This is a genomic window from Aromatoleum sp. (assembly GCF_035254505.1).
Classification (GTDB): Bacteria; Pseudomonadota; Gammaproteobacteria; order Burkholderiales; family Rhodocyclaceae; genus Aromatoleum.
On sequence record NZ_DATFAO010000017.1, the window covers coordinates 57,171 to 77,894 of the forward strand.

The 20,724-nt window shown below is 65.1% G+C and carries 31 protein-coding genes; 9 read left to right on the top strand and 22 right to left on the bottom strand.

What is annotated here, in order from left to right:
• Positions 1 to 57 precede the first annotated feature (57 nt).
• Together VJ673_RS02660 and VJ673_RS02665 are read left to right on the top strand one after the other, a co-directional pair.
• On the top strand, positions 58 to 396 hold the full coding sequence (locus VJ673_RS02660; protein ID WP_324124473.1) for a hypothetical protein: 339 nt from the start codon (positions 58 to 60) through the stop codon (positions 394 to 396).
• A 7-nt stretch (positions 397 to 403) separates the two neighbouring features.
• Positions 404 to 802 (top strand): hypothetical protein, encoded by a 399-nt coding sequence (locus tag VJ673_RS02665; RefSeq protein WP_324124474.1) that lies wholly within the window; start codon positions 404 to 406, stop codon positions 800 to 802.
• Positions 803 to 889: 87 nt separating this feature from the next.
• Here the strand turns inward: VJ673_RS02665 and VJ673_RS02670 are convergent, their stop codons facing one another.
• The 20 genes from VJ673_RS02670 to VJ673_RS02765 form a co-directional block, all read right to left on the bottom strand.
• Positions 890 to 1,408, bottom strand: coding sequence for a hypothetical protein (locus VJ673_RS02670; protein WP_324124475.1), 519 nt, complete (start codon positions 1,406 to 1,408; stop codon positions 890 to 892).
• A complete protein-coding gene (locus tag VJ673_RS02675; protein WP_324124476.1) occupies positions 1,405 to 1,554 on the bottom strand; it encodes a hypothetical protein in 150 nt (49 codons plus the stop codon). The genes VJ673_RS02670 and VJ673_RS02675 overlap by 4 nt, the downstream gene beginning before the upstream one ends.
• A complete protein-coding gene (locus tag VJ673_RS02680) occupies positions 1,551 to 1,733 on the bottom strand; it encodes a hypothetical protein (protein WP_324124477.1) in 183 nt (60 codons plus the stop codon). Before VJ673_RS02680 ends, VJ673_RS02675 begins: the two co-directional genes overlap by 4 nt.
• Positions 1,717 to 1,908: a hypothetical protein gene (locus tag VJ673_RS02685; RefSeq protein WP_324124478.1), complete on the bottom strand. Its 192-nt coding sequence runs from the start codon at positions 1,906 to 1,908 to the stop codon at positions 1,717 to 1,719. Before VJ673_RS02685 ends, VJ673_RS02680 begins: the two co-directional genes overlap by 17 nt.
• A 10-nt stretch (positions 1,909 to 1,918) precedes the next feature.
• Positions 1,919 to 2,281 carry a hypothetical protein gene (locus tag VJ673_RS02690; protein WP_324124479.1) on the bottom strand — a complete coding sequence of 121 codons (363 nt, stop codon included), beginning with the start codon at positions 2,279 to 2,281 and terminating at the stop codon, positions 1,919 to 1,921.
• On the bottom strand, positions 2,278 to 2,514 hold the full coding sequence (locus VJ673_RS02695; protein WP_324124480.1) for a hypothetical protein: 237 nt from the start codon (positions 2,512 to 2,514) through the stop codon (positions 2,278 to 2,280). Before VJ673_RS02695 ends, VJ673_RS02690 begins: the two co-directional genes overlap by 4 nt.
• Positions 2,511 to 3,074 carry a glycoside hydrolase family 24 protein gene (locus tag VJ673_RS02700; protein ID WP_324124481.1) on the bottom strand — a complete coding sequence of 188 codons (564 nt, stop codon included), beginning with the start codon at positions 3,072 to 3,074 and terminating at the stop codon, positions 2,511 to 2,513. The genes VJ673_RS02695 and VJ673_RS02700 overlap by 4 nt, the downstream gene beginning before the upstream one ends.
• Positions 3,074 to 4,603: a hypothetical protein gene (locus VJ673_RS02705; protein ID WP_324124482.1), complete on the bottom strand. Its 1,530-nt coding sequence runs from the start codon at positions 4,601 to 4,603 to the stop codon at positions 3,074 to 3,076. The genes VJ673_RS02700 and VJ673_RS02705 overlap by 1 nt, the downstream gene beginning before the upstream one ends.
• The gene (locus VJ673_RS02710) at positions 4,603 to 5,145 is read right to left on the bottom strand and encodes a hypothetical protein (RefSeq protein ID WP_324124483.1); all 543 of its coding nucleotides are present in this window, start codon (positions 5,143 to 5,145) and stop codon (positions 4,603 to 4,605) included. The genes VJ673_RS02705 and VJ673_RS02710 overlap by 1 nt, the downstream gene beginning before the upstream one ends.
• Positions 5,146 to 5,214: 69 nt before the next feature.
• Complete coding sequence (locus tag VJ673_RS02715; RefSeq protein WP_324124484.1) at positions 5,215 to 5,703, bottom strand: hypothetical protein; 489 nt, start codon at positions 5,701 to 5,703, stop codon at positions 5,215 to 5,217.
• Positions 5,690 to 6,091, bottom strand: a complete 402-nt coding sequence (locus VJ673_RS02720) for a hypothetical protein (protein ID WP_324124485.1) — start codon at positions 6,089 to 6,091, stop codon at positions 5,690 to 5,692. Before VJ673_RS02720 ends, VJ673_RS02715 begins: the two co-directional genes overlap by 14 nt.
• A complete protein-coding gene (locus VJ673_RS02725) occupies positions 6,088 to 6,345 on the bottom strand; it encodes a hypothetical protein (RefSeq protein WP_324124486.1) in 258 nt (85 codons plus the stop codon). The genes VJ673_RS02720 and VJ673_RS02725 overlap by 4 nt, the downstream gene beginning before the upstream one ends.
• Before the next feature lie 2 nt (positions 6,346 to 6,347).
• Complete coding sequence (locus tag VJ673_RS02730) at positions 6,348 to 6,668, bottom strand: hypothetical protein (protein WP_324124487.1); 321 nt, start codon at positions 6,666 to 6,668, stop codon at positions 6,348 to 6,350.
• 12 nt (positions 6,669 to 6,680) lie between these two features.
• The gene (locus VJ673_RS02735) at positions 6,681 to 7,502 is read right to left on the bottom strand and encodes a major capsid protein P2 (protein ID WP_324124488.1); all 822 of its coding nucleotides are present in this window, start codon (positions 7,500 to 7,502) and stop codon (positions 6,681 to 6,683) included.
• Positions 7,503 to 7,767: 265 nt separating this feature from the next.
• On the bottom strand, positions 7,768 to 8,463 hold the full coding sequence (locus VJ673_RS02740; protein ID WP_324124489.1) for a hypothetical protein: 696 nt from the start codon (positions 8,461 to 8,463) through the stop codon (positions 7,768 to 7,770).
• The gene (locus VJ673_RS02745; protein ID WP_324124490.1) at positions 8,463 to 8,954 is read right to left on the bottom strand and encodes a hypothetical protein; all 492 of its coding nucleotides are present in this window, start codon (positions 8,952 to 8,954) and stop codon (positions 8,463 to 8,465) included. Before VJ673_RS02745 ends, VJ673_RS02740 begins: the two co-directional genes overlap by 1 nt.
• Before the next feature lie 9 nt (positions 8,955 to 8,963).
• Positions 8,964 to 9,245, bottom strand: a complete 282-nt coding sequence (locus VJ673_RS02750; protein WP_324124491.1) for a hypothetical protein — start codon at positions 9,243 to 9,245, stop codon at positions 8,964 to 8,966.
• Positions 9,246 to 9,269: 24 nt separating this feature from the next.
• Complete coding sequence (locus tag VJ673_RS02755; RefSeq protein ID WP_324124492.1) at positions 9,270 to 11,237, bottom strand: replication endonuclease; 1,968 nt, start codon at positions 11,235 to 11,237, stop codon at positions 9,270 to 9,272.
• A 121-nt stretch (positions 11,238 to 11,358) separates the two neighbouring features.
• On the bottom strand, positions 11,359 to 11,610 hold the full coding sequence (locus VJ673_RS02760; RefSeq protein ID WP_324124493.1) for a hypothetical protein: 252 nt from the start codon (positions 11,608 to 11,610) through the stop codon (positions 11,359 to 11,361).
• Positions 11,610 to 11,834, bottom strand: a complete 225-nt coding sequence (locus tag VJ673_RS02765; protein WP_324124494.1) for a hypothetical protein — start codon at positions 11,832 to 11,834, stop codon at positions 11,610 to 11,612. The genes VJ673_RS02760 and VJ673_RS02765 overlap by 1 nt, the downstream gene beginning before the upstream one ends.
• A gap of 248 nt (positions 11,835 to 12,082) precedes the next feature.
• Between VJ673_RS02765 and VJ673_RS02770 the strand changes: the two genes are divergently transcribed.
• Positions 12,083 to 12,358 (top strand): helix-turn-helix domain-containing protein, encoded by a 276-nt coding sequence (locus VJ673_RS02770; RefSeq protein ID WP_324124495.1) that lies wholly within the window; start codon positions 12,083 to 12,085, stop codon positions 12,356 to 12,358.
• 153 nt (positions 12,359 to 12,511) lie between these two features.
• On the opposite strand, the gene sorB is transcribed toward VJ673_RS02770, so the two are convergent.
• Positions 12,512 to 12,883, bottom strand: coding sequence for a SorB family sulfite dehydrogenase c-type cytochrome subunit (sorB, locus tag VJ673_RS02775; RefSeq protein ID WP_324124496.1), 372 nt, complete (start codon positions 12,881 to 12,883; stop codon positions 12,512 to 12,514).
• A gap of 10 nt (positions 12,884 to 12,893) precedes the next feature.
• Complete coding sequence (gene sorA / locus VJ673_RS02780; RefSeq protein WP_324124497.1) at positions 12,894 to 14,123, bottom strand: SorA family sulfite dehydrogenase catalytic subunit; 1,230 nt, start codon at positions 14,121 to 14,123, stop codon at positions 12,894 to 12,896.
• Positions 14,124 to 14,328: 205 nt separating this feature from the next.
• Between sorA and VJ673_RS02785 the strand changes: the two genes are divergently transcribed.
• The 6 genes from VJ673_RS02785 to VJ673_RS02810 all read left to right on the top strand — a co-directional run bounded on the left by VJ673_RS02785 (position 14,329) and on the right by VJ673_RS02810 (position 20,645).
• Positions 14,329 to 16,011 carry a PAS domain S-box protein gene (locus VJ673_RS02785; protein WP_324124498.1) on the top strand — a complete coding sequence of 561 codons (1,683 nt, stop codon included), beginning with the start codon at positions 14,329 to 14,331 and terminating at the stop codon, positions 16,009 to 16,011.
• Entirely contained in the window at positions 16,008 to 16,655 is a 648-nt protein-coding gene (locus tag VJ673_RS02790; RefSeq protein WP_324124499.1) for a response regulator transcription factor, read from the top strand. Before VJ673_RS02785 ends, VJ673_RS02790 begins: the two co-directional genes overlap by 4 nt.
• Before the next feature lie 136 nt (positions 16,656 to 16,791).
• Entirely contained in the window at positions 16,792 to 17,424 is a 633-nt protein-coding gene (locus VJ673_RS02795; protein ID WP_324124500.1) for an isochorismatase family protein, read from the top strand.
• 61 nt (positions 17,425 to 17,485) lie between these two features.
• The gene (locus VJ673_RS02800) at positions 17,486 to 18,160 is read left to right on the top strand and encodes a hydrolase (RefSeq protein WP_324124501.1); all 675 of its coding nucleotides are present in this window, start codon (positions 17,486 to 17,488) and stop codon (positions 18,158 to 18,160) included.
• Positions 18,161 to 18,226: 66 nt separating this feature from the next.
• Positions 18,227 to 18,787: an antibiotic biosynthesis monooxygenase gene (locus VJ673_RS02805; RefSeq protein ID WP_324124502.1), complete on the top strand. Its 561-nt coding sequence runs from the start codon at positions 18,227 to 18,229 to the stop codon at positions 18,785 to 18,787.
• 13 nt (positions 18,788 to 18,800) lie between these two features.
• Positions 18,801 to 20,645, top strand: a complete 1,845-nt coding sequence (locus VJ673_RS02810) for an amidohydrolase (RefSeq protein WP_324124503.1) — start codon at positions 18,801 to 18,803, stop codon at positions 20,643 to 20,645.
• The last annotated feature ends 79 nt before the right edge of the window (positions 20,646 to 20,724 follow it).

Sequence of the window (20,724 nt, forward strand, 5' to 3'; positions counted from 1 at the left end):
GCATCCGCGGGCTTTTTTTTCGTTCGGACAAATGCAACTAAGCGTTACCGTTGAGGCATGCCCGCCGCCAAACCCCGCCCCGGCTCCCTTTCGTCGCATGAATCGCTTGACCTTGGCGAGTTGCTTGGTAGCGAGTGGGAAGGCTTCCGGCTGTCTGTCGACGGGCTGCACCATCCGTATTGGCGCCGACCTTTCGAGTGCGGCGAACTGAAGGCGATGTTCTGGCGTTCCCAGCAAGTGACGGCACTTGAACTCGACCTGACCCGCGCAAAGCAGGACGCCGAGCGCGCGACCGCCGCCCAGGATGCCGCCGAAGAGCGCGCCGCGTGGTATCGGCAGCAGTTGCGGCTTGAGTCCCGCATGGGCATGATGCTCGCGTCTTTTTCCACTGAATGAGGTTTGCATGCGCGCCGTCCTGCTTTCGCTTTTCGTCCTGATCCTGGCCGGTTGCTCCGGCTCCGGCGCCCTGATCCGCCAGATTGACACCACGCGCCCGCCGTCTGTCTATGTGGAACCCATGGACGGCGACGGATTCGGCCTGCAACAGAAGATCGAAAGCTATCTGGCGATGCGCGGCTATGACCCGGTATCCGACCCCTCGAAGGCATCCATGCGCCTGAAGGCCCGTTACCAGTTCGCCGCGACGGATACGTCCGCGACCGTCCGCATTACCGATGCCGCGACCGGCGACAGCATCTACTACGGCGAGGGCAACAATCACGGCTTCGGCACGCTGATGAATCCAGGCGGCGCGATCTTCGGTTGCTTCGAGCGCGCAATGTCCGACCTCCCGCGCCGGTGAACGTGAAAAAGCCGGGTTGCCCCGGCTCTCTTTACTTCCGCTTGAATCGGCCGTTCTTGCCGCGCGGTTGCTTGCGCTTTGCCATGGCTACACCCCCTGTTGAATGCTCCGCATTGCCGCCCGCGTACCGTCACACAGGCGGATCTTTTCAATCACCGGCTCGACCCGCACCCGCGCCAGCTCGCGCCAGCGCAGCACGTCGAATTCCTTCCCCGCCCTGAGATAGTTCCAGATCGCCCGCGCGCCGCCGACGCGCCATAGCCATTCGTGCGGCACGCGTAGCCCCTTGATCCCCGCGAAACGATCGTGCGCCCAGCTCGGCAGAGGATCGAGCCCCAGCCGCTGCATGGATGCATCGGATTCGCCTGGATCGCGATCGAGGATCAGCACCGGGCATTCAAGCCGTGCGATCACATCCGGCCACGCCCACAGGCCCGACGACGAAATGCCGAAGCTTCTCCCCAGGTTGAGCCGCAGAATGTCCTCCGGCGCGTGATCCTGCTCCGGATCGTGCAGGCAGATCGCCGACCCATCGGACAGCCAATTCGCCGCCCAGGTCGTTCCCGAACGCGGCAGCCCGAGGATCGCGAAGTCCGGCCCGCTCATTCGCTCGAACCGGGCCAGCTGAAATACTTACTGAGCGACGGCGGCAGGCCGCGCACGACGATGGACGCGAGCAGCGCGCCGGCCATCACAATGATGGCTTCGCGCAGGATGTCCGGCGCCTTGGGAATCACCTGCTTGATGTTCATGCCGGCCCCCGCTGAAGCTGGCCGCGCAGATGGTCGCCCAGATGTTCGTCAATCCGTTCGTGTGCCCGCCGCGCCGACTCGCGAGCATTGGCGAGATCCGAACGGATCGCCCCATACAGCGCGCCGGCCGACAGCAGGCCGAATCCGATCTGCATCAGCCAGTCAGGCACCTGCGCCACCCTTTTCCCGCACGAAGACCGCCGCGAGTCCCGCGAAGATATTCCCCCAGGCCGCGCCGTTCTTCCAGTCCGCCGCCGCCATCGCGACCCCTTGCCCGAAGATCGCAAGCCCCGCCCAGGTTGAAGGCTCGGCGAGCCGCCCCGCGATCGCCGCCGTGTTTTGTCCGTTTGCCATGTGATTCCCCTTAGTCGTAGAAAACTTCGTTCGGGTGCATCGACCAGAACATATTTGCCGCCTGATAGCTGCCCTCCGGCAGATCCTCAACGAACGGGATTTGCACCGAAGAGCCGCCCACCGGGACAGGCGGTTTCATGACGTTGGCGACGATCACCCGCGCAGGGGTGGATTGCGTCACCACTGCCGCCGCGCTCGATATGCCGTCTCCGACGTCGGAGAGCACTTCCGTCACCGCGTCATAGGCGCCATTCAAGGCAGAACCGATACTCGAGACTGCGCCGGCCGTCGCGTCGTAGGCTTTCCATGCGACGTATCCGGCTCCGAGCAGCCCGACGAGCAGCGCCAAGCCTTTGACGTTTTCGGCGTTCACGTGATCTTCTGCCCTTGGTAGTAGATCGCGCCCGAGGGGTCTTTTCCGTAGCCCGAATCGTAGTAGCGCCATCCTTCCCAGGTCGCCACCAGGTTGCCGAAGCCGGCATCGCCTGCGGCCGCTTTCGGCGTGAAGTCCGCGCCGATCGTCACCCCACCCGGCAGCGCCTTGCGGATCAGGAACCACCCGATCGCCGCCGCCGCTGCCAACACGATTGCATCTTCCGTTTTCACGCGAACACCCCCCCCGCGTTGTTGTAAGCCTGCTCCATCTGCGCCATCGTCCGCACCGGCTGCCCGTAGGGACTCCCCGGCAGGCTTGCCCATTCCTTTGCGCATTTGCGGATCGCGTCACCGAAGCGCCCCGCGTACACGTCGCCGAGCGCCCCGCGGCGCCGGATCAGCCGCGCCGCACATTCGTCCTGACTGGCCGGCGAAAAGTCCGGCAGGCCCGCCCGGTATTCGTCCCAGGTCGATGCCAGGATCTGATACGCGCCGGCCGCCGTCGATTGGTATCCCGAGCGGATCACGGCGACGCGCGGGTGATCCGCGTAGGACTCGAAGAGCCCGCCACCGAATAGCATCCGGTAGCCGTTGTCGCCCGCCGTGCCTTCCGCGTAGCGGATCGCCCGCAGGAAGGCGCGCAGGTTCGAATCGGCAGTGTCAATTTGCGTTGGCATGTCCATCACTTCGTCAATGACGTCCGCGGCTTCTGTCGGCAGCATGCCGGCGCGGTAGGCCGCGAAGCCCGCCGCCCCGATCACCACTAGCCCGCCGACGAGCGCCGCGCGCATCAGAGCTTTATCCTGAGTTCGCCTGTTGCCGTCTTGTAGATGTTGCCGCTCACGTATCCGCCCGCCCCCGCCGCCGTGTCATCCGCAAAGGTGCCGAGCGCCGTGGCCGACAGCTTCGCCGTCGCGCGCAGTTCCTTCTGCGCTTCGATCCGCGTCACCAGCCCGCCCGATCGCACATAGGTCATCACAATGTCATTGGTCGCAAGCGCGTCGTTGTAGGTCCGCAGGTAAAGATTCCCGCCCGATGGCCCGAAGGTCCAACCCTTGGAATCCGCCGCTGCATCCGACTCCCACCACGACACGGCTGGCGTGTTGCCCTTGACCTGAACCCCTTCCGTGCCGACAGGTGGTTTCGATAGCGACGCTTCGCCGAACACGGTAAAGCCGCTGACGAAAGCCATCGGCGTTTCGTTCAGCGAGTAGAAGCCCGACCGGATCGAACTCGGCACTCCCGTGCCGAGCCGGTTGTCGTAGAGCGAATACTTGCTGCCGCTCGCCAGCCCGGTTTTGCGCAGCGAAATGGCATCGAACAAGATCGTCGGCGTCGTGGCTTGGCTCGACGCATTGACGAAGATCGCCGAGCGCATCGCGGTATCGGCGACGATGCTATTCCCATAGACGTTCTTGACGCTTACCACCGTGTTGTCGCCGCAATCTACTATCTCGATCGCGTCCGGTTGAGCGCCGGTAAATCCGGCCGTGTTGCCGTAGGGGCTATCGCTGCGGAATTCCGCAAACACGCCGTCAATCGAAATCAAGTTGTCAGCCGGCGCCGCCCCGATGCGCAGCACCGCGCGCCCCTTGTTGCCGTCGCCCGCGATGTTGCGGATATTGACGCCGCGCATGTAGTTGGCGCCGTCGATGCGCAGGCCATAGCCGCCGTTGAAAATGTAATCCAGATCGTTGAAGTAACCCGGCGCGGCGCCCTGGCGGCAGTAGTGCCCGTCTTCGGGGAAGCCGCGCACGAGCAGGCGTTCGAAGACCGTAATCGCGTTTATGAGGCCATGGCTTGCCAGCAAGGCCCGATCCGTGCCGACCTGTCGCACTGAAATGCCGTTGCCGATGGTATCGGCGCCGGTTTCCTTGAGCAGCACGAAGTCATGCATGTGGACGTTGAATAGGCGATAGAACCCGCTCTGCAACGGCATATCGAAGACGATTGCATCGTCATTGACGCCGGCCATTTGCATGAACACCGTCACGTCATCGGCGTTCGTGAAAAGCTGCGAGCCGTACCCGCCGACCCCGGCGCCGAAGAAATCCACGCCGGACGGAACGACGATTTGCGTGATTCGGTATTTTCCCCCCGGCGCATAGACCGGCCGGCGCAGCGCCTTGCCGGCTTCGAGCGCGGTATTGATCGGCGCCGTCATGTCGGAGTACGCGACGCCCGAGGCGATTTCGTCCCGCTGCGCCTGGGTCATGAAGTCCCACACGCTCAAGGCTTCCGCGGCCTTGTCCTGATAGGTCCGCGCCACGGCGCCCGCGACACCCTTGACCTTGAATGCCCGCGTTGCGTAGCCCGCCATTACGCGACCTCCTGCACCGCGACCGATCCCGCCGCCGTTTCCGTGACTGCCCACCATTCGCACGGTGCGCCGTCATCCTCCACCCAGCATTCCCCCGGCATCAGCACGACCGCCGCCCCGGCGAACGCGACCGCCGCGCCTCCGATCGCAACATCGACGGTTCCGGTATTGCGCACGCGCAGCGACCGCCGCCCGCCGCTCGACGCGACCAACTGCGCCGCGACCGCCGACACCGCTTGCGTTGCATCGGACACGCCCGTCACGGCCGGCGCGTTCTTCACATAGACCGGCACCGGCGCCGCATCGGCGTTTTCAACCGTCACCTGAATGCCCGTCTGGATCTGCACATCCACGTCGCCCGCGCAGATGAAGGCTTCCATGTAGATCGGAGCGCCGGATTCGTTCGTCAGCGCGACGCGATCAAATCCGCCTTCCGGCCGAACCTTGATCCCGCGCGTCACGTCCACCGCGTCAAAGAGCGTCCCGCCCTGGCGATACAGCTTGAGCCGCAGCGGCGCCGCTGCTTCGTTGAGCAGGAACATCCCCGCCGCCCGTTCCAGTTGCAGACTTGCGCCCGCTGCGATCGTCTGCCGAATGAGATCAGACATTCGTTACCCCTTTGAACCGTTCGCCAGCGCGAAGGCGACCGCCGCGCCTGCGATGCCAAGCACGATGATTGTTTTGTTGTCGATGGTCCCGGCTTTCTCGGTTGTCGCCTGCGAGTAGGCCGACAGCGCCGCCTGTTGCGTATCGGCGACCATTTGCCGGCCCGCGTCCATCATGTCTCCGGCGAGCGTAATCACCCGCTCGAAACCGTCGCCCGCCGTGGCATCGGCCCCCGCCACCACGTCAAGCGCCTTGCTGATCGTGTCGCCGGCCATCTGCACCGAGCCGGCGTCAATCGTCTGGTAATTCGTGGTCGTGTTCGTGGAAATGAGATTCCTGTCCCCCGGCACGAGGATGGCGCCCGCCCCCGCCGCGTTGCTCTTCTGGCCCGAGGCCGACAGCGTGGAAAGCGTGGAGCCGCCATCTGCGACGCCGCGGTTATCCGCATTGCTGTACGTCGTTGCCGCGCTCGACTTGCTGTTACTGCTGCTCATGATTCACCTGTTTTTTGAGCACGATTTCGACCGGCCGATAGCCCAGCGCCGCCGCTTTCTTCAGCAGGCCAGCACGCGCCGTGTGCATGCGGATCGCGACGACGTTTGAGAACTGCGCTTCGATCGCCGGCATGCAGGTGGCGAAGAGGTCGAAATCGGCCCGCCCCCCGGCAGACAGCACGACCCCTTCGTCACCGCATACCCCGCGATCGACCCGCAGCACGTAGGCCGCGAGCCGCGCGCCGTCACCCTGGCGCACGACCTCGAAAAGCGACGCGGCGCCCGCTTCTATCTGCCCCCGCAGATCCGCAAGCGATGCCCCGCTTTCCGCCGCTGCGAGCAGCGCCGCGATGTCGTCACTCCACGCGGCCGGCCGCAGCTCGATCACGATTTCTTGCCCCAGGCTTTTGCCGCCATGACGCCGACCAGCGCCACCGCGAGCCACGGCACCATGCGCGTAATCTCCGATCCTTCACCGGCTTGCGTGCGGCTCGCGCTGGCCGTGCTTCCGCCCGTCGCGACCGTCCAGCCCGAGTTATCGAACCACCCGAACGGATCAGACGCCACCGGCACCGCCATTGACGGCGGCGCCTTGGATGCCGCAATCGCCGCCGTTGCAAGCCCGACCCATACCGCCGCCATGGCTAGTCCTTCGCCGCGTAGGCAATGGCGCCGACGACGAGCAGCAGCAGCAGACCCGGCGACAGCGTTAGCCCGCCGTTACGCTGCACGTAGGGTTGCCCCTCCATGTAGCGCCGTCCGTCTTGCGACTGCTGCATGCGGATGGCTGCATCGGTCTTCAGGTAGGTATTCGCCAGCCCGAAGAGGCCCGCCCCGTAGTTGAACGAGTTGCCCGACGTCGCGGCGCCGGCATTGCTCGCCGCGTAGTCGGACTCCCACCCGTAATTGACGCCGGCATCCTCGAAATTGCCGGGACCGAAGTCCCAGCCGCTTACCTCGTCCATGATGGAACCCCCTTACAGGTTGCCCAGCACGTCAAGGTATTCGACGAGAATGGTCCCGTTGTCGGCCGCGGAGAAGTCGAAGAGCCATTCGAGCGACTTGGCATCGCGCGTGTTCAGCGCCTTTCCGATCGAGCCATCCAGAACGAAGTCCAGCGTGTAGACGTTCGCCTGTGGCACGCGGCCGAAACGGTCCTGCTCGCGCTCGTTTTCGGCGAGGGTCTTTTCGTGGATCGGCATGCCGTCCTGCTTGACCGTGGCGCCCGTCATGTTGCCCGAGTGGAAAACGTGCACGCGCTTGATGATCGCGCCCAGGCTCGGCCCGAACGGGAAACTCACCGGCAGACGACCGCCCACCGAGATATTGAACGGGTAGCTGAGTAGCTTGCACATCATGCCCGCGTAGGCCGCTTCGGACGGGCGACTGCGCGCCGACTCGCGCAGTAGCGCGGTCAGTTGCGGCGCCGTGGCGCCTGCGATCTTGACTTCGGTCGTGATGTTGCCAATTCCGACGGTTGTATCGAACGCGCCTACCTGCTTGTCGAATTCGGTTTGACCGGTGAAGTCGGAAAACTGGATATCCAGATAGGCCGCATCCTCGGGATCACCGCGGTATGCGTTGATCGCCTGGAGCTGTTCGCCTGTCGCATCCAGAATTGTCTTGCCGTTCGCCTTGAATCGAACCTGCTCGATCATCGCCTTGGTAAAGGTGGTTCCGCCGAGCTTCAGCGACACCGTTTCGAGCGTTCGGCCGACCGTGATGTTATTACTCGCCGTGCCATCGCCGACGACGTTCCCGAACGACAGACCGTAGCGGTTGAGGATTCCTACAGACATGGTTTCCCCTTACTTCGGCAGGTAGGCGCCGACGACCGGGACGGCCATCACGTGACGCTGAAACGCGGCAGCGGCGGCATAGATCGCGAGGATCTTGGCGACGCTGATCAAAGTGCTTTTGTTCATTTGTGGTTGCTCCGAAAGTTGCGGATCGCGCCCCCCGGCGCTTGAGTCCGCATCGTCCGCGCCCCCTTGACAAATGACAAAAGCCGCGATTCGCGGCTTTTTGCTGTGATTCGCGACCCTGATGGGCGCAAAAATATTTTTAGAATCTGAGGCGCCCGCCCTCTGTCGCACCCGTTCCCGCATCGAATCGCACGTATTCCAGAGGCTTGAGGACTTCGAGCATGGTGTATGGCACCCGCGTTTTACGGGACAGGTAACGCGCGTCATCCATGGACGATTGACGGAACAACACGAACTCGCTCGCGTTGCCAATCGCCGTCTTGTCGGCTTCGCTCCATCGCTGCGATATGCAGTAAATCGTGATGCCGCGCTTCAGCCCCCGGCGCAGCAAGATCCCCCAACCCCCCGGCGCCTTCGCAGGACTCGTGACGTCCGCCAGCTCTTCCGCGATCGCCACCAGCCCCGCGACGTAGCGCCCCGCGTACATGACGCACTGCGCCCAAAAATCGAACTCGGCTTTCAGATCGCCGCCCGCCACGTAGGCCACGCGCAGCGCCCCCGGTGTCTGGATCGCATCGAGCAGGGCTTTCCTTGTCGTGACCTTGCGATAGCCGCGCTCCTGCGCCCATTGGTCCTCCGGATCCCAGGCGATGATGCGCCGCTCGGCGACGGTGCGCTTTCGGACATAGGCGGTCTTTCCCGAGCGTGACGCGCCGCCGATCACGACGAGCCGACCATCGGCCGTTTGCATGGCCGATGGCGCGGCCGGCTTGCCGGCGCGGCGCTTCTCTTCGCTGTCAATGGCGACCTTGACGAGTGCCCGCGCTACGCCCATCAGCTCGCCCCGTGCGCCTGGACTTCACCGAACTGCACCGTGCCCGCCTTCACGGCCGGCGCCGCTTCCATGATTCGCGGCTTTTCGCCGCCCGCGATCGCCTTGCGCGCTTCGGCCACGGCCAGCGCCTTGCGTCGGTTCACGGCGCCCAGGGTGCCGACGATGAAAGGCAGCGAGGCGGCGAGCAGACCGACTTCCGGACACAGAATGCCGTCCGCGTTCCAGCCGTACTTTTCCGCCACCGGGACCATGCTCGAGCCCCAGGCTCGGCACGCATCTTCCGAATACACCTCTTTAAGTTCCGGCAGCGCCATCGACAGCGCCGAGCCGAGCATCGCAGGAATCATCGCCCATTGTTCGCCCGGTTCGACTTCCGGCGCCGGCTCTTCGCCCTGGGGCAGCGGCGCGCCATCCGTCGCCGCCGCCATCAGCGCGGCGAAGTCTGCCGCTTGCTCGTCCTGCATCCCGCCTTGCACTTCCACCTTTTCCATGACTCCCCCTTACGAAAACAACGCCGCGAGACCCGCGGCCGGCTTCTTCGCTACCGGCTTCGGCTCGGTCGCGTCGCCGCGATTCGACGCGCCGCCGTCGCCTTCCCCGCCGCCGACCGGCGCCGCGAATCGCGACAAATAGCGATCGCTCGACCGCTGCGAGTGGTGCTTATGCTCGACCCCGCAATGGTCGCAGCGGTAATACGCCAAGCCGCTTCGGTTCTTCTTGACTGCTACCGGCTTGCCGCAGTCGTGGCACTCGCCCCATGCCGTCGCTTCAATGTGCGCCATCACTTGCCCCCCGTCGCCACTTCGTCATAAATCGCCAGAATTTCCACATGCACCGCCCGAATCGCCCCGACCAGCGCCCCGAATTCCGCCCCCGCCATGGCCTTTTTGTGCATCGGCATATCTGCGAATGCCCGTTCCGCCTTCATCACGGCCACTTCCGCGTCCGCTACTGCCCGTTTCATCGCTTCCATCCTGTTTGCTCCGCGTACAGTTATTGACACGGGTCCGAGGCGCCCTAGCGGGCGCAAACCCCGAACCCCTTAATCCCCCGCCCCTATTTCCACTCGCACCGGCCCGAACCCCATCACTACCCAGTTCAGACACCCGCGACCCATCACCACCCCGAACAACCACGGGCGCCCCACCTTGAACTTGACCGCTATTCCCCGACCCACGCCGCACCTCCCACTTAAACCGACGCGACAGGAACACCCGCCCCGCCTCCGCATCCCGCACGCCCCACACGTTCGGCGCGCACGGCTCTTCGTAGCAATTGACCGCCTCGACGCACTCGCCCGTCGTCGGATCCATCTTTTCCCCGGCTTCGGTGCGCTCGACGCGCATGGCGAGATCCGCCCGCGACACCAGCGGCCCGCCCTGGAGCGCGACGTATCCCGCCCACCCTGGCGCCGACTGCCCGTAGTCGGAATTGCGCCCCACGTCGGCCATGATTCGCCCCTGCTCGACGGTGTCGGATAGCCCGTCCTCGACCTTCAGCCGGCGCAGCTCGCGCCACACGCCGACCGGCGCGCCGCCCAGCTGTTGAAACTGACGAATCCGCCACGTCGTCGCCCAGGTTTCGACCCGCTCCGCGACCTCGACCTGCCCATCCCCGAGCAAGTCACCATTGACCGTCATGCCGTCGATGTTCTTGCTGATGTACTTGGAGACGTAGGCCACAGCCCCGCCGCGCGCCTTGTCGATGGCTTCGAACTTCACGCGGTTTTCTGCGGCGCCGGCCTCGTGCCCGTCCCAGGTTTCTAGGAAGTAATGGCGCACGATCTCGCGCACCCGCTCGACCTTGTCGGCCGGCAGGAAGGCGAGCATGTGCCAGTGTGGGCACCCGTCGTGATGCGGCTCGCAGATGCGAAAGCCGTAGAGCCGGATCTCGTCGCGCGCCATCGCCGCCCGCGCCCGCGCCCACCGCTTCACGAGCTGCTTTTGCGTGTCGGCCGGCTTCGTGCCGTCGTATTTCGGATTGCGCAGGCCATCGACCTTGATCGCATGGAATCGGCTCGGCGCGGTCATCGTCAGGAACTCCGCGACATGCCCCAGGCTGTCGGCCACCATCTCGAAGCCGCGGATGCGCGTCATCAGCTCGGCGCGGCGTACCCGCGGATTCGCGTTGCTCTTTTCGGCCAGCTCGGCGAGCGTGAATTCCTGCCCGTCCTGATTGACGGCGATCGTTGCCGCGAGCGATGCCGCGTTGCGCGCCTTCTGCTCTCGGCGCCGCTTGACCCCTACGTCGGATGCGTAGCGCTGCCCCCGCTTGTGCACGTAGCCCAACGAGATTGCCGCCGCCTCGATCCGCTGCCCGTGTGCGGCGCGGAGCTTGCGCACCCACCATGCCGCCGTCGTCATGCGGCGCACCGCGCCCTTATCCTTGATCCGGCATTCCGGCGCCTGGACGCCGTTCTGCTCGCACAGCGACGCGAGCCGCTCGCGCAGCGCCGGCAGCGTCTTGATATGGAGGTCTTCGGCGACTTGGAAGGCCCGCGCGGCGAGCTGCTTCCCGGCTTCGCGGATGTCTTCGTCCGAGGCATCGAGCCCCAGGCCGACCGCGCAGCCCTCTTGCATCTCTTCGACGAGATGGCGCAGCCACGTATTCCCGTCGCGCTCGTCGGCCGCGCGCCGGCTTTTCCAGTCCGACAGCACCTGATGACGCCACGGCGCCGGCATGTGACCGGCGAGCGTCGCGCCCCAGGTTTCAAGCGCCGCCGCTTGATTGCGGCCGATGCGCTCTAGATCGGAATGGGAAAGCCGGACTTTCAACGGAACAGCGCCTCAACCATGGCGCCACCGAACACGACCAGCCCACAGCAGGCGGCGAGCACATTTGCCCGCCGCCCGAGCTGCTTCCGCTCTCTCATGTATCTTGCGTAGGAATAGACGCTCACGCCGGCACCCGATTCAACTCAGCCAGCAGCCGACGCAGGCCCGAATTCAGCGACCACAGGCATTCCTCAAACTGCCCGGCGCACACGTCGATGCCTAGCGCCTCTTCGGCATCCACCAGCGAGCGCAGGACGGTGTCCATTTTCAGGATCTCGCCGAACTCGCGTCGCAGCAGCTCGACGACGGCGAGCCGGTCGCCCGCCTTGATCGCCTCTTCGGCCAGCTCGGCCGGCATGTCATGGGCGTTCATTACCGCCAATCCCCCCGGTACGTGATGCGCTGAAAGCTCCGGTTGTCGAAGAGATCGCTTGAAATCAACGACCCCGCCAATACCCACGACGGCGCATCCAGACATCCGTACTCTTCCATCCAGAAGCGACCAGACGGAAAACCGCCGAACTCTTCGCGCATTCCCATTCCGTTCCCGTACCCCGTCATCGCGTTGAATCCGGGCGCCGCAAGCTCTCGTTTCATGTTCATCCCCTGCCAGAGATTCCCCGCCTGAAGACTGTCGACCCCCGTTGCCCACCCGGCAGGGGAAAAGCTGGCACCGATGACAGGGCCGACGAGGCGAATCCTGTCACGCGACACGAAACAATGTCAAGCGCCGAGTAACAGAGTTTGACAAGCGTCAAGCGTTACGTTGCGCTTTGCTGTGATTCGCGGTAAAACACGACCTACGTAGCCCCTACGTAGCCACCCCCCTAACTACGGAGCGCCACATGAAAACGTCTGCCGCCTACCTCGACGCGATCCGCGACAAGTACGCCCTCAAGAGCGACTCGCAAGCCGCCGCCCTCCTTGGCGTTACCCGCGCCTCTGCAAGCCGCTTCCGCAACGGCGACGACTCATTCAGCGACACGAACGCCGCCAAGATCGCCGAACTACTCGAATGTGATCCGCTTGAGGTTTTGATTTCCGCGCATCTTCAGCGCGCGAAAGACGAGCGCACGCGCGCCCTTTGGGAGTCGCTGGCTAGGCGAGTTGGTATTATGTAAACTACGATATTGCTCGAGAGCGAGCGGATAACAACATCGTTCGACTTAACCCTTCCCTCCGCCCGCACTGCACTATCGAAGTAAGTCCCCATGAGACGGCGCTCTTGCCACCCGAAGAGCGCCATCTCTTGCCACTATTACGCTCAGTGCCGCTCAGTTTGTCCGGCGCGTGTCAGTGCCCGATCTACCTGCAAACTGCGAACGTTCCGCCCCGTAGGTCTTGACCAGGTAATCGACGATCTCGGGGATAGCCTCGTCGGTGACGGGCGCTCCGAAGACCTTCTTCATCTTCTTCACGGTCGCGTCCCAGTAGGCTCGCGGGCTCGACGGCGGTTGGTAGGCGACGTAGTGCGCCGAGTGGCAGATCAGGCAGTTTTGCTGCACCAGACGGTAACCAGGCAGATCGCTCTGCTCGTACGTCACAGTATCGGGCGGCAGCGCGATCTCGAGCGCGTGGGCGCCGGACGTCCAGGTAGCGGCGGTCAGGACGAGCGTGCGGACGATCTTGCAGATGGGCATTTTCATTGCGCTCTCCTCAGGCTGCCATGACGCGCGTGGTTTCGACGGCGTTGCGCATGTAGCCCGGCGGGTTCCACAGGCTGTCCGTGGGCTGGCTCTGTCCGATTCGGTTGATGGCGCGGACCTTGAGTTCGTAGGTCCCGCGTCGGGCCGGTTTGAACGTCGCCTGCCATTCGCGGAACGAATACTTTCCGAGGTCCTTGCCGAGGCGCGCCTCGGTCCAGGTCTGCCCTCCGTCCGCTGAGAAAGCGACGCCCGTGACGCCGTAGCCGCCGTCGAACGCGATGCCCCGAACGACCGTTTCGCGGCCGACCGGCAGCTTTGCGCCGTCGGCGACGTTGGTGATGAAGGAGCGCACGTTGAAGCGGCTGATCGGTATCGTCTTCGTCGGCGCGCTGCCCGGTTCGACGCAGGCGCACGCGTTGTCGGGGACACGGTAAGCGGCGGCCATCCAGAATCCGTCGAAGGGCGTATCGAGAACGCGGATGTCGGAAAGATGCTTGACCCAGTAGGTGCCGTAGTGGCCGGGGACGATCAGGCGGACGGGATAGCCGTTGAGCATCGGCAGATCCTCGCCGTTCATCGCCCATGCGAGCATCACTTCGCCATCGAGCGCGTGGTCGATGTGCAATGCTTTGATGAAGTCCGGGCCGCCTTCGAGCGGCGGCCGATCGAGTCCGTCGAAACTGACCTGTACCGATCCAGCCTGGACCCCTGCTCTCTCCAGCACCTTCTTCAGCGGCACGCCGGTCCAGCGGGCGTTTCCCATCGCGCCGTTGGACAATTGCCCGCCGTTCGCCCGCGGGCTGAAATGGCCGCGGCTGTTGCCTGAGCATTGATTGACAGCGATTATTTCGACCGGATCCGCGAGTCGCTTCAACTCGTCGAGCGATAGTTCCAGCGGCGCGTTCACTTTTCCGCCTACGCGCAGCCGATAGCTTTGAGGATCGATCGCGGTCGGGACCGCGCTCCAATGGTAGCGGACGAAGAACGCGTCGTTGGGCGTGATCGGCCCTTCGCTGAAAACCGGGAATGGCGTTTCAAGCTGCGGCGGCCGGCTGGTCAGGACGATCAGCGGCCGCTTTTGTGGAAAGGCGATGAGCTCGCGGCCGCCGTTGTCGAAGGGAAGCTCGACATGATCGGTCGTGGCGGCGAGCGCTTTCAGCGCGGGATGCATCAGGGCGGCTCCGGCGCCGAGCGCGCCCATTGCCCTGAGCGCGCGGCGGCGTGCGGGGTCTTGTTCCATGCGGGTCTCCTTGTCGGGGGGGATTTTTTTGTGTTGGTCGTGTGCGCCTCAGAGGCGCAACGCGTTCACAACAGCCGCCGGCGAGGAATATTCCGCCCTTACAATTTCTTGCCCCTCCCCCGTTCCCCGTCCGCGCGGGTGTGATGGCAGCGCTCGCAGGCCAGCACTATCATGGTTCTCCGCGCACGGCGCGAAAGGAGCATCGATGGAACCGGTCCCCGAGTCCGAAGACGAGACGCGCGCCGCCAAGACCCTGTTCGAAGGCGTTCTCGCCATCGCCGAGGATGCGATCATCTCAGTCGATTCCGAGGAGCGGATCGTCCTGTTTAACCGGGGCGCGGAAGCGGCGTTCGGATATTCGCGCGACGAGCTCATCGGGCAGCCGCTGAACACGCTCATCCCGCAACGGTTTTCTGCTGCGCATTCGAAACATCTGCAGGACTTCGCGCGCTCGCCCGAGGTTGCGCGCGCGATGGGGCAACGCAGCTCCGTCGTCGGTCGCCGCAAGGATGGGAGCGAGTTTCCGGCCGAAGCCACGATTTCCAAGCTGGCGATCGACGGCAAGCAGATCTTCACCGCCATCCTGCGCGACGTCACGGAGCGCCAGCAGGCGGCCGAGGCGCTGCGCGGGTCCGAGCATCTCGCCCGCGGGCAGCTGGATGCCCTGATGCACACGCTCGATGCGTTCGCCCGCGAGTCCGATCCGGACCGGCTGCTCGAGCATGTGCTGCGCACCATCATCCAGCAATCGGATGCGCACAGCGTGTGCGTGTGGGATCGGTGCGAGGATGCTGGATCGCTCGCTCTGCGGGCCGCCATCTCGTCGGGCGACGGGCGGCTCAGCCGCGATACGAATCATCCCGTGCAGAGGCTTCCGGCGGTGCTGGCGCCCTATCCGGCGTGGAGTGAGCTCCTGCGCACCGGCGAGCACGGCTTGCTCGACGACCTCGACGAGCCGTCTGCACGGATGTGCATCGGATGCGGCGCCGAGGCGCGCTGGAGTCGTGTGCTCGACGACGGGGACGGGGATCCGGCGGTGCTTTCCCTGAAGGAGCGCCTGCGTGCGCTGCAGCTGCGCACGATTCTCTTGATGCCGATGACCGTCGCCGGCAGCGTCGCCGGGGTGATCGGCGTGTGCTTCACGCGTAAGCCGTCCTTCCTCCGCGACGATATCGAATTGACACGAGCGCTGGCTCACCAGACGATGCTGACGGTCCACCTCGTGCGACTGTCGCAGCAGAGCCGCCAGATGGCGGTGGCGGCTGAACGGAACCGCATGGCGCGCGACATCCACGACACGCTCGCACAAGGCTTTACCGGGGTGATCGTGCAACTCGAAGCCGCGGCCGATGCGCGGGGGCGAGGCCTCGCGCAGGAGTCCGAGGACCACCTCTCGCGTGCCGGCAACCTCGCCCGCGAGAGCCTGCAGGAGGCGCGGCGTTCCGTGCATGCCCTGCGTCCGCGCAGGCTGGAAACGGCCGACCTATGCGAAGCCTTGCGGCGCCTGATGAGCGAGGTGACGGCAGGCACTTCCATCGTCGCCGAACTGACGCTCGAAGGTGAATCGCGCCCCATCCCGCCCGCTTGGGAGGACAACGTCCTGCGCATCGGGCAGGAGGCGCTCACAAATGCGCTGCGGCACGGGCATGCGCAGCATATCGCGGTCCGGATTTCGTTTTCCGACGGCGAACTGCGGCTGTATGTGCGCGACGACGGCTGCGGATTCGATCCGGATCGCGTTCGCGACGGGTTCGGCCTGGTCGGCATGCGCGAACGGGTCAAGGAAATGGGCGGCGCGTTGGGCGTGGTCAGCGCCTTGGGTGCGGGCACCGAAATCACGGTCGTCCTACCCATCGCGAACATGGTTGTGAATGGAGCAAGAGGATGACTTCGAGCGGTTCGACGGACAGCGCCAACAAGATCAGGATTCTTGTGGCGGACGACCACGTGACGGTGCTGGAAGGACTGGCCGCGATCATCGGACGGCAACCGGACATGACCGTCGTCGGCGAGGCAGCGAACGGGCGCGAAGCGGTCGAGCTGTGGCTGGCCCTGCGTCCCGATGTCGCGATGCTCGACATGCGGATGCCCGTGCTGGATGGCGTGGGCGCGCTCGAGGAAATCCGCCGGCACGACCCCGCGGCGCGCGTCGTCATGCTGACCACCTTCGACACGGACACCGATATCGCCAGCGCGATCAAGGCCGGCGCCAAAGGCTATCTGCTGAAAGATGCTCCGCGCGACGACCTGCTCGCGGCCATCCGCTGCGTGCACGCGGGCGAGACGTCGATCCCCGCGGGCCTCCTGACCAAGCTCGCGAACGGCATCAGCAGCGAAACGCTGACCGGACGGGAACTCGACGTGCTGTCGCTGTTGGCCCAGGGCAAGAGCAATCGGGAAATCGGCGCGAATCTCTTCATCGGCGAAACGACGGTCAAGTCTCATCTGCGCAGCATCTTCACCAAGTTGAACGTGCTGAGCCGCATCGAGGCCGTCACGGTCGCGAACCGCCGCGGCCTGGTCCATCTGTAGATTCCCCTCTCCTCCAAAAGGAGGAGACCACCCTCCTCCATTCCCGCGACCGTAAATTCGCCGGGATGGTCAATGGTGCTCGCATTCGCAACGGACCATCCTATGCACGTCAATCGCATGCAAAGGGATGGCCGTCATGAGCATGAGTTCGACCGACAAGGGCTTGCTGACCCCCGAGAACTGCGCCCTCGTCTTCATTGACCAGCAGCCGCCGATGCTCGACGGCGTCGCGAGCATGGGCAGCGACGAATTGCTCGACAAGGTCGTCCTGCTGGCCAAGGCCGCGAAGGTCTTCCGGGTACCGGTCGTCCTGACGACGGTCGATTTTCCCGCACTCGGCGCCGATCTGGTGCCGGAATTGGTCGAGCTCTTCCCTGGGCAGGAATGCATCGTCCGCACCGGCATGAACGCATGGGACGACCCTCGCTTCGTCGCCGCCGTCAGGCACTGCGGCTGCCGGAACTTCGTCGTCGCCGGCCTCTGGAGCGAAACCGCGCTCGCGTTCGCGGTGCTGCAGATGCTCGAAGAAGGCTACGGCATGTACGTCGTGGAGGATGCATCGGGTGGAACGAGCCGTACCGCGCACGACGCCGCGATCCGCCGCGTCGAGCAGGCGGGCGCGGTGTCGCTGACGGCCTTGCAGTTCCTGCTCGAACTGCAGCGCGACTGGTCGCGCGAGGCGCATCGCGCCGATGTGATGGCGATCATGAAGGAGCACTGCCCTGCCCTTGTAGATCATTGCAGCAAAGAGCCAGGCTCATTGTCCTGAGCAGCGATGAGGATCGGTCGCAAACGCGACCCGATGCCACTCAACCCCACGGAGAAACCGCATGACCCCCTACCAGAAGCTCTACACGCCCGAAGACGCGGCGATCGTATTCATCGATCACCAGCCGCAGATGCTGTTCGGCGTCGCGAACATCGACCGCGCGACCCTCATCAACAACGTGAGCCTGCTCGCGAAGGTCGCGAAGGAATTCAACGTGCCGACGGTGCTGACGGCCGTCGAGACCGAATCCTTCAGCGGCTACATCTGGCCGCAACTGCTCGATGTGTTCCCCGGCCAGCCCGTGGTCGAGCGCACGTCGATGAACTCCTGGGACGACAGCGGCTTCCGTCAGGCGATCGAGGCCACCGGCCGCAAGAACATCATCATGACCGGCCTGTGGACGGAAGTCTGCGTCACCTGGCCGACGATCGAGATGCTCGGCGCGGGCTACAACGTCTACGTCGTCGAGGATTGCTGCGGCGCGACCTCGCAGGCTGCGCACGACGCGGCACTCTCGCGCATGGTGCAGGCGGGCGCGGTGCGCCTGACCACGATCCCCGCGCTGCTCGAGTTCCAGCGCGACTGGAAGAACCGCGAGCACTACGACGCGCTGATGGGCATCCTCAAGCAGCAGGCCGGCGCCTATGGCGTCGGTGTCGAATACGCCTACACGATGGTCCACAAGGCGCCGCAGTCGGCGAAAACGCCGCAAGTGGTTCCGCATAAGGAGCACTGAGGGAGCACTGAGCAATCCGAAGCACGGGGCCTGCGGGCCCCTTCAAGAGCTCACCCGGAACCGACCATGTCCATACACGTCGCCATTACCCGCCGCGTACGCGCCGGCTGCGAGGCCGATTTCCAGCAGGCGCTGCGCGAATTCTTCCAGACCTCGTTCGGCCATCGCGGCGTGATGGGCGCCAGCCTGCTCGTTCCGCCGCCGGGGTCGGACGCCCGCGAATACGGCATCCTGCGCACCTTCCGCAACGAGGAGGAGCGGGATGCCTTCTACGACTCGCCGATGTTCAAGGAATGGGACGAACGGGCGAAAACGATGACCGAAGGCGAACCCGAATATCGCCGGCTCGACGGGCTCGAAGCCTGGTTCCGCTCCCCCGGCCCGCCGCCGCCGCGGTGGAAGATGGCGCTGCTCACCTGGATTGCCGTGTGGCCGGTCAGCATGATCGTGGCCGCGCTCTTCGCGCCGCTGCTCGGCCAACTCCTGCCGAAATTCCTGTTCGCCGGCGTCGTTGCCGGCGGCATCGTCATCGTACTGACCTGGGGCGCGATGCCGCTCCTCGTCCGGATCGCGCGCCCTTGGCTACACGGCGCGAAAACATCGACAAACATCCCTGAAAAGCGCTGATAGGAGCTTCCACATGCCGGCCGACCTGATCCTGCACAACGCCCGCATTCATACCGTCGATCGCGAGAAGCCCGCGGCGAGCGCCGTCGCCATCCGTGATGGGGAGTTCATCGTCGTCGGCGACGACGCGGCAGCGATGGCCGAGCGCGGCTCCGACACGCAGGTCATCGACCTGCAGGGCCGGCGTGTGATTCCCGGCCTCAACGACTCGCACCTGCATCTGATCCGCGGCGGCCTCAACTACAACCTCGAACTGCGCTGGGAAGGCGTGCCCTCCCTCGCCGACGCGCTGCGCATGCTGAAGGACCAGGCCGAGCGAACGCCGACGCCCCAGTGGGTGCGCGTCGTCGGCGGCTGGACCGAGTTCCAGTTCGCCGAACGGCGCATGCCGACGCTCGACGAGATCAATGCTGTTTCGCCGGACACGCCGGTGTTCGTGCTGCACCTCTACGACCGCGCACTGCTCAATCGCGCTGCGCTGCGCGCCGTGGGCTACGGAAAGGACACGCCGGCGCCGCCGGGATGCGAGATCCAGCGCGACGCGCAAGGCGAACCAACCGGCATGCTGATCGCCCGCCCGAACGCGCTGATCCTCTACGCAACCCTCGCCAAGGGCCCGAAGCTGCCCTTCGAGCACCAGGTGAACTCCACCCGCCTCTTCATGCGCGAACTCAACCGGCTCGGGGTGACGAGCGCGATCGACGCTGGCGGCGGCTTCCAGAACTACCCTGACGACTACCGCGTCATCGACGAACTCACCCGCGACGGCAAGCTCTCCGTCCGCATCGCCTACAACCTCTTCACGCAGCGGCCGAAGGAAGAGCTGGCGGACTTCCAGAACTGGACGAGCACGGTCAAACTTCGCCAAGGCGACGACTTCTACCGCCACAACGGCGCTGGCGAAATGCTGACCTTCTCGGCGGCGGACTTCGAGGACTTCCTCGAACCGCGACCGGATCTCGCGCCGACGATGGAAGCGGACCTCGAAAAGGTCGTGGGCCATCTCGTCGAACACCGCTGGCCCTTCCGGCTGCATGCCACCTACGACGAGTCGATTGGCCGCATGCTCGACGTGTTCGAGAAGGTGAACCGCGAGATTCCCTTCGCCGGACTGCCGTGGTTCTTCGACCACGCGGAAACGATCTCCGCACCCAACATCGAGCGCGTGAAAGCGCTTGGCGGCGGCATTGCGATCCAGCATCGCATGGCCTTCCAGGGCGAGTACTTCGTCGATCGCTACGGTGCCGAGGCCGCGCGCCACACACCGCCGATCCGCCGCATGTTGGACGCAGGCATTCCGGTCGGCGCCGGCACCGACGCCACCCGCGTCGCGAGCTACAACCCTTGGACCGCGCTGTACTGGCTGGTCGCCGGCCGCACCGTCGGCGGGCTCTCGCTGTACGACGACGGCAACCGCCTGTCACGCGAGACCGCGCTGGAGTTGTGGACCGCGGGCAGCGCCTGGTTCTCCTCCGACCAGGGCAGGAAGGGCGCGATCAAGAGCGGCCAGCTCGCGGACCTCGTAGTGCTGTCGGACGATTACTTCAGCGTGCCCGAGGAAGCGATCAAAGGCATCGAATCGGTACTCACGGTGGTCGGCGGCAAGATCGTCCATGCCAGCAACGAGTTCGCGCCGCTCGCCCCGCCTCCGTTGCCCGTGCTGCCCGACTGGTCGCCCGTGGCCCGTGTTCCCGGCCACTTCCGCCCTGCTCCCGCGCAACGGGCTGCGTTCCATCAGTGCGCCGGGGCGTGCACCGTGCACGGCCATCATCACGACCGGGCGCGACGGTCGAATGTCCCGGTGTCCGATTTCACGGGCTTCTGGGGTGCGCTCGGTTGTTCCTGCTGGGCGATCTGAGGCGGGAAACCGACGCGAGCCCACTCGGGATGGCGTTCGCGCTGCGTCCGTTCGAAGGGGCGCAGCGCGAGGCCTGCGA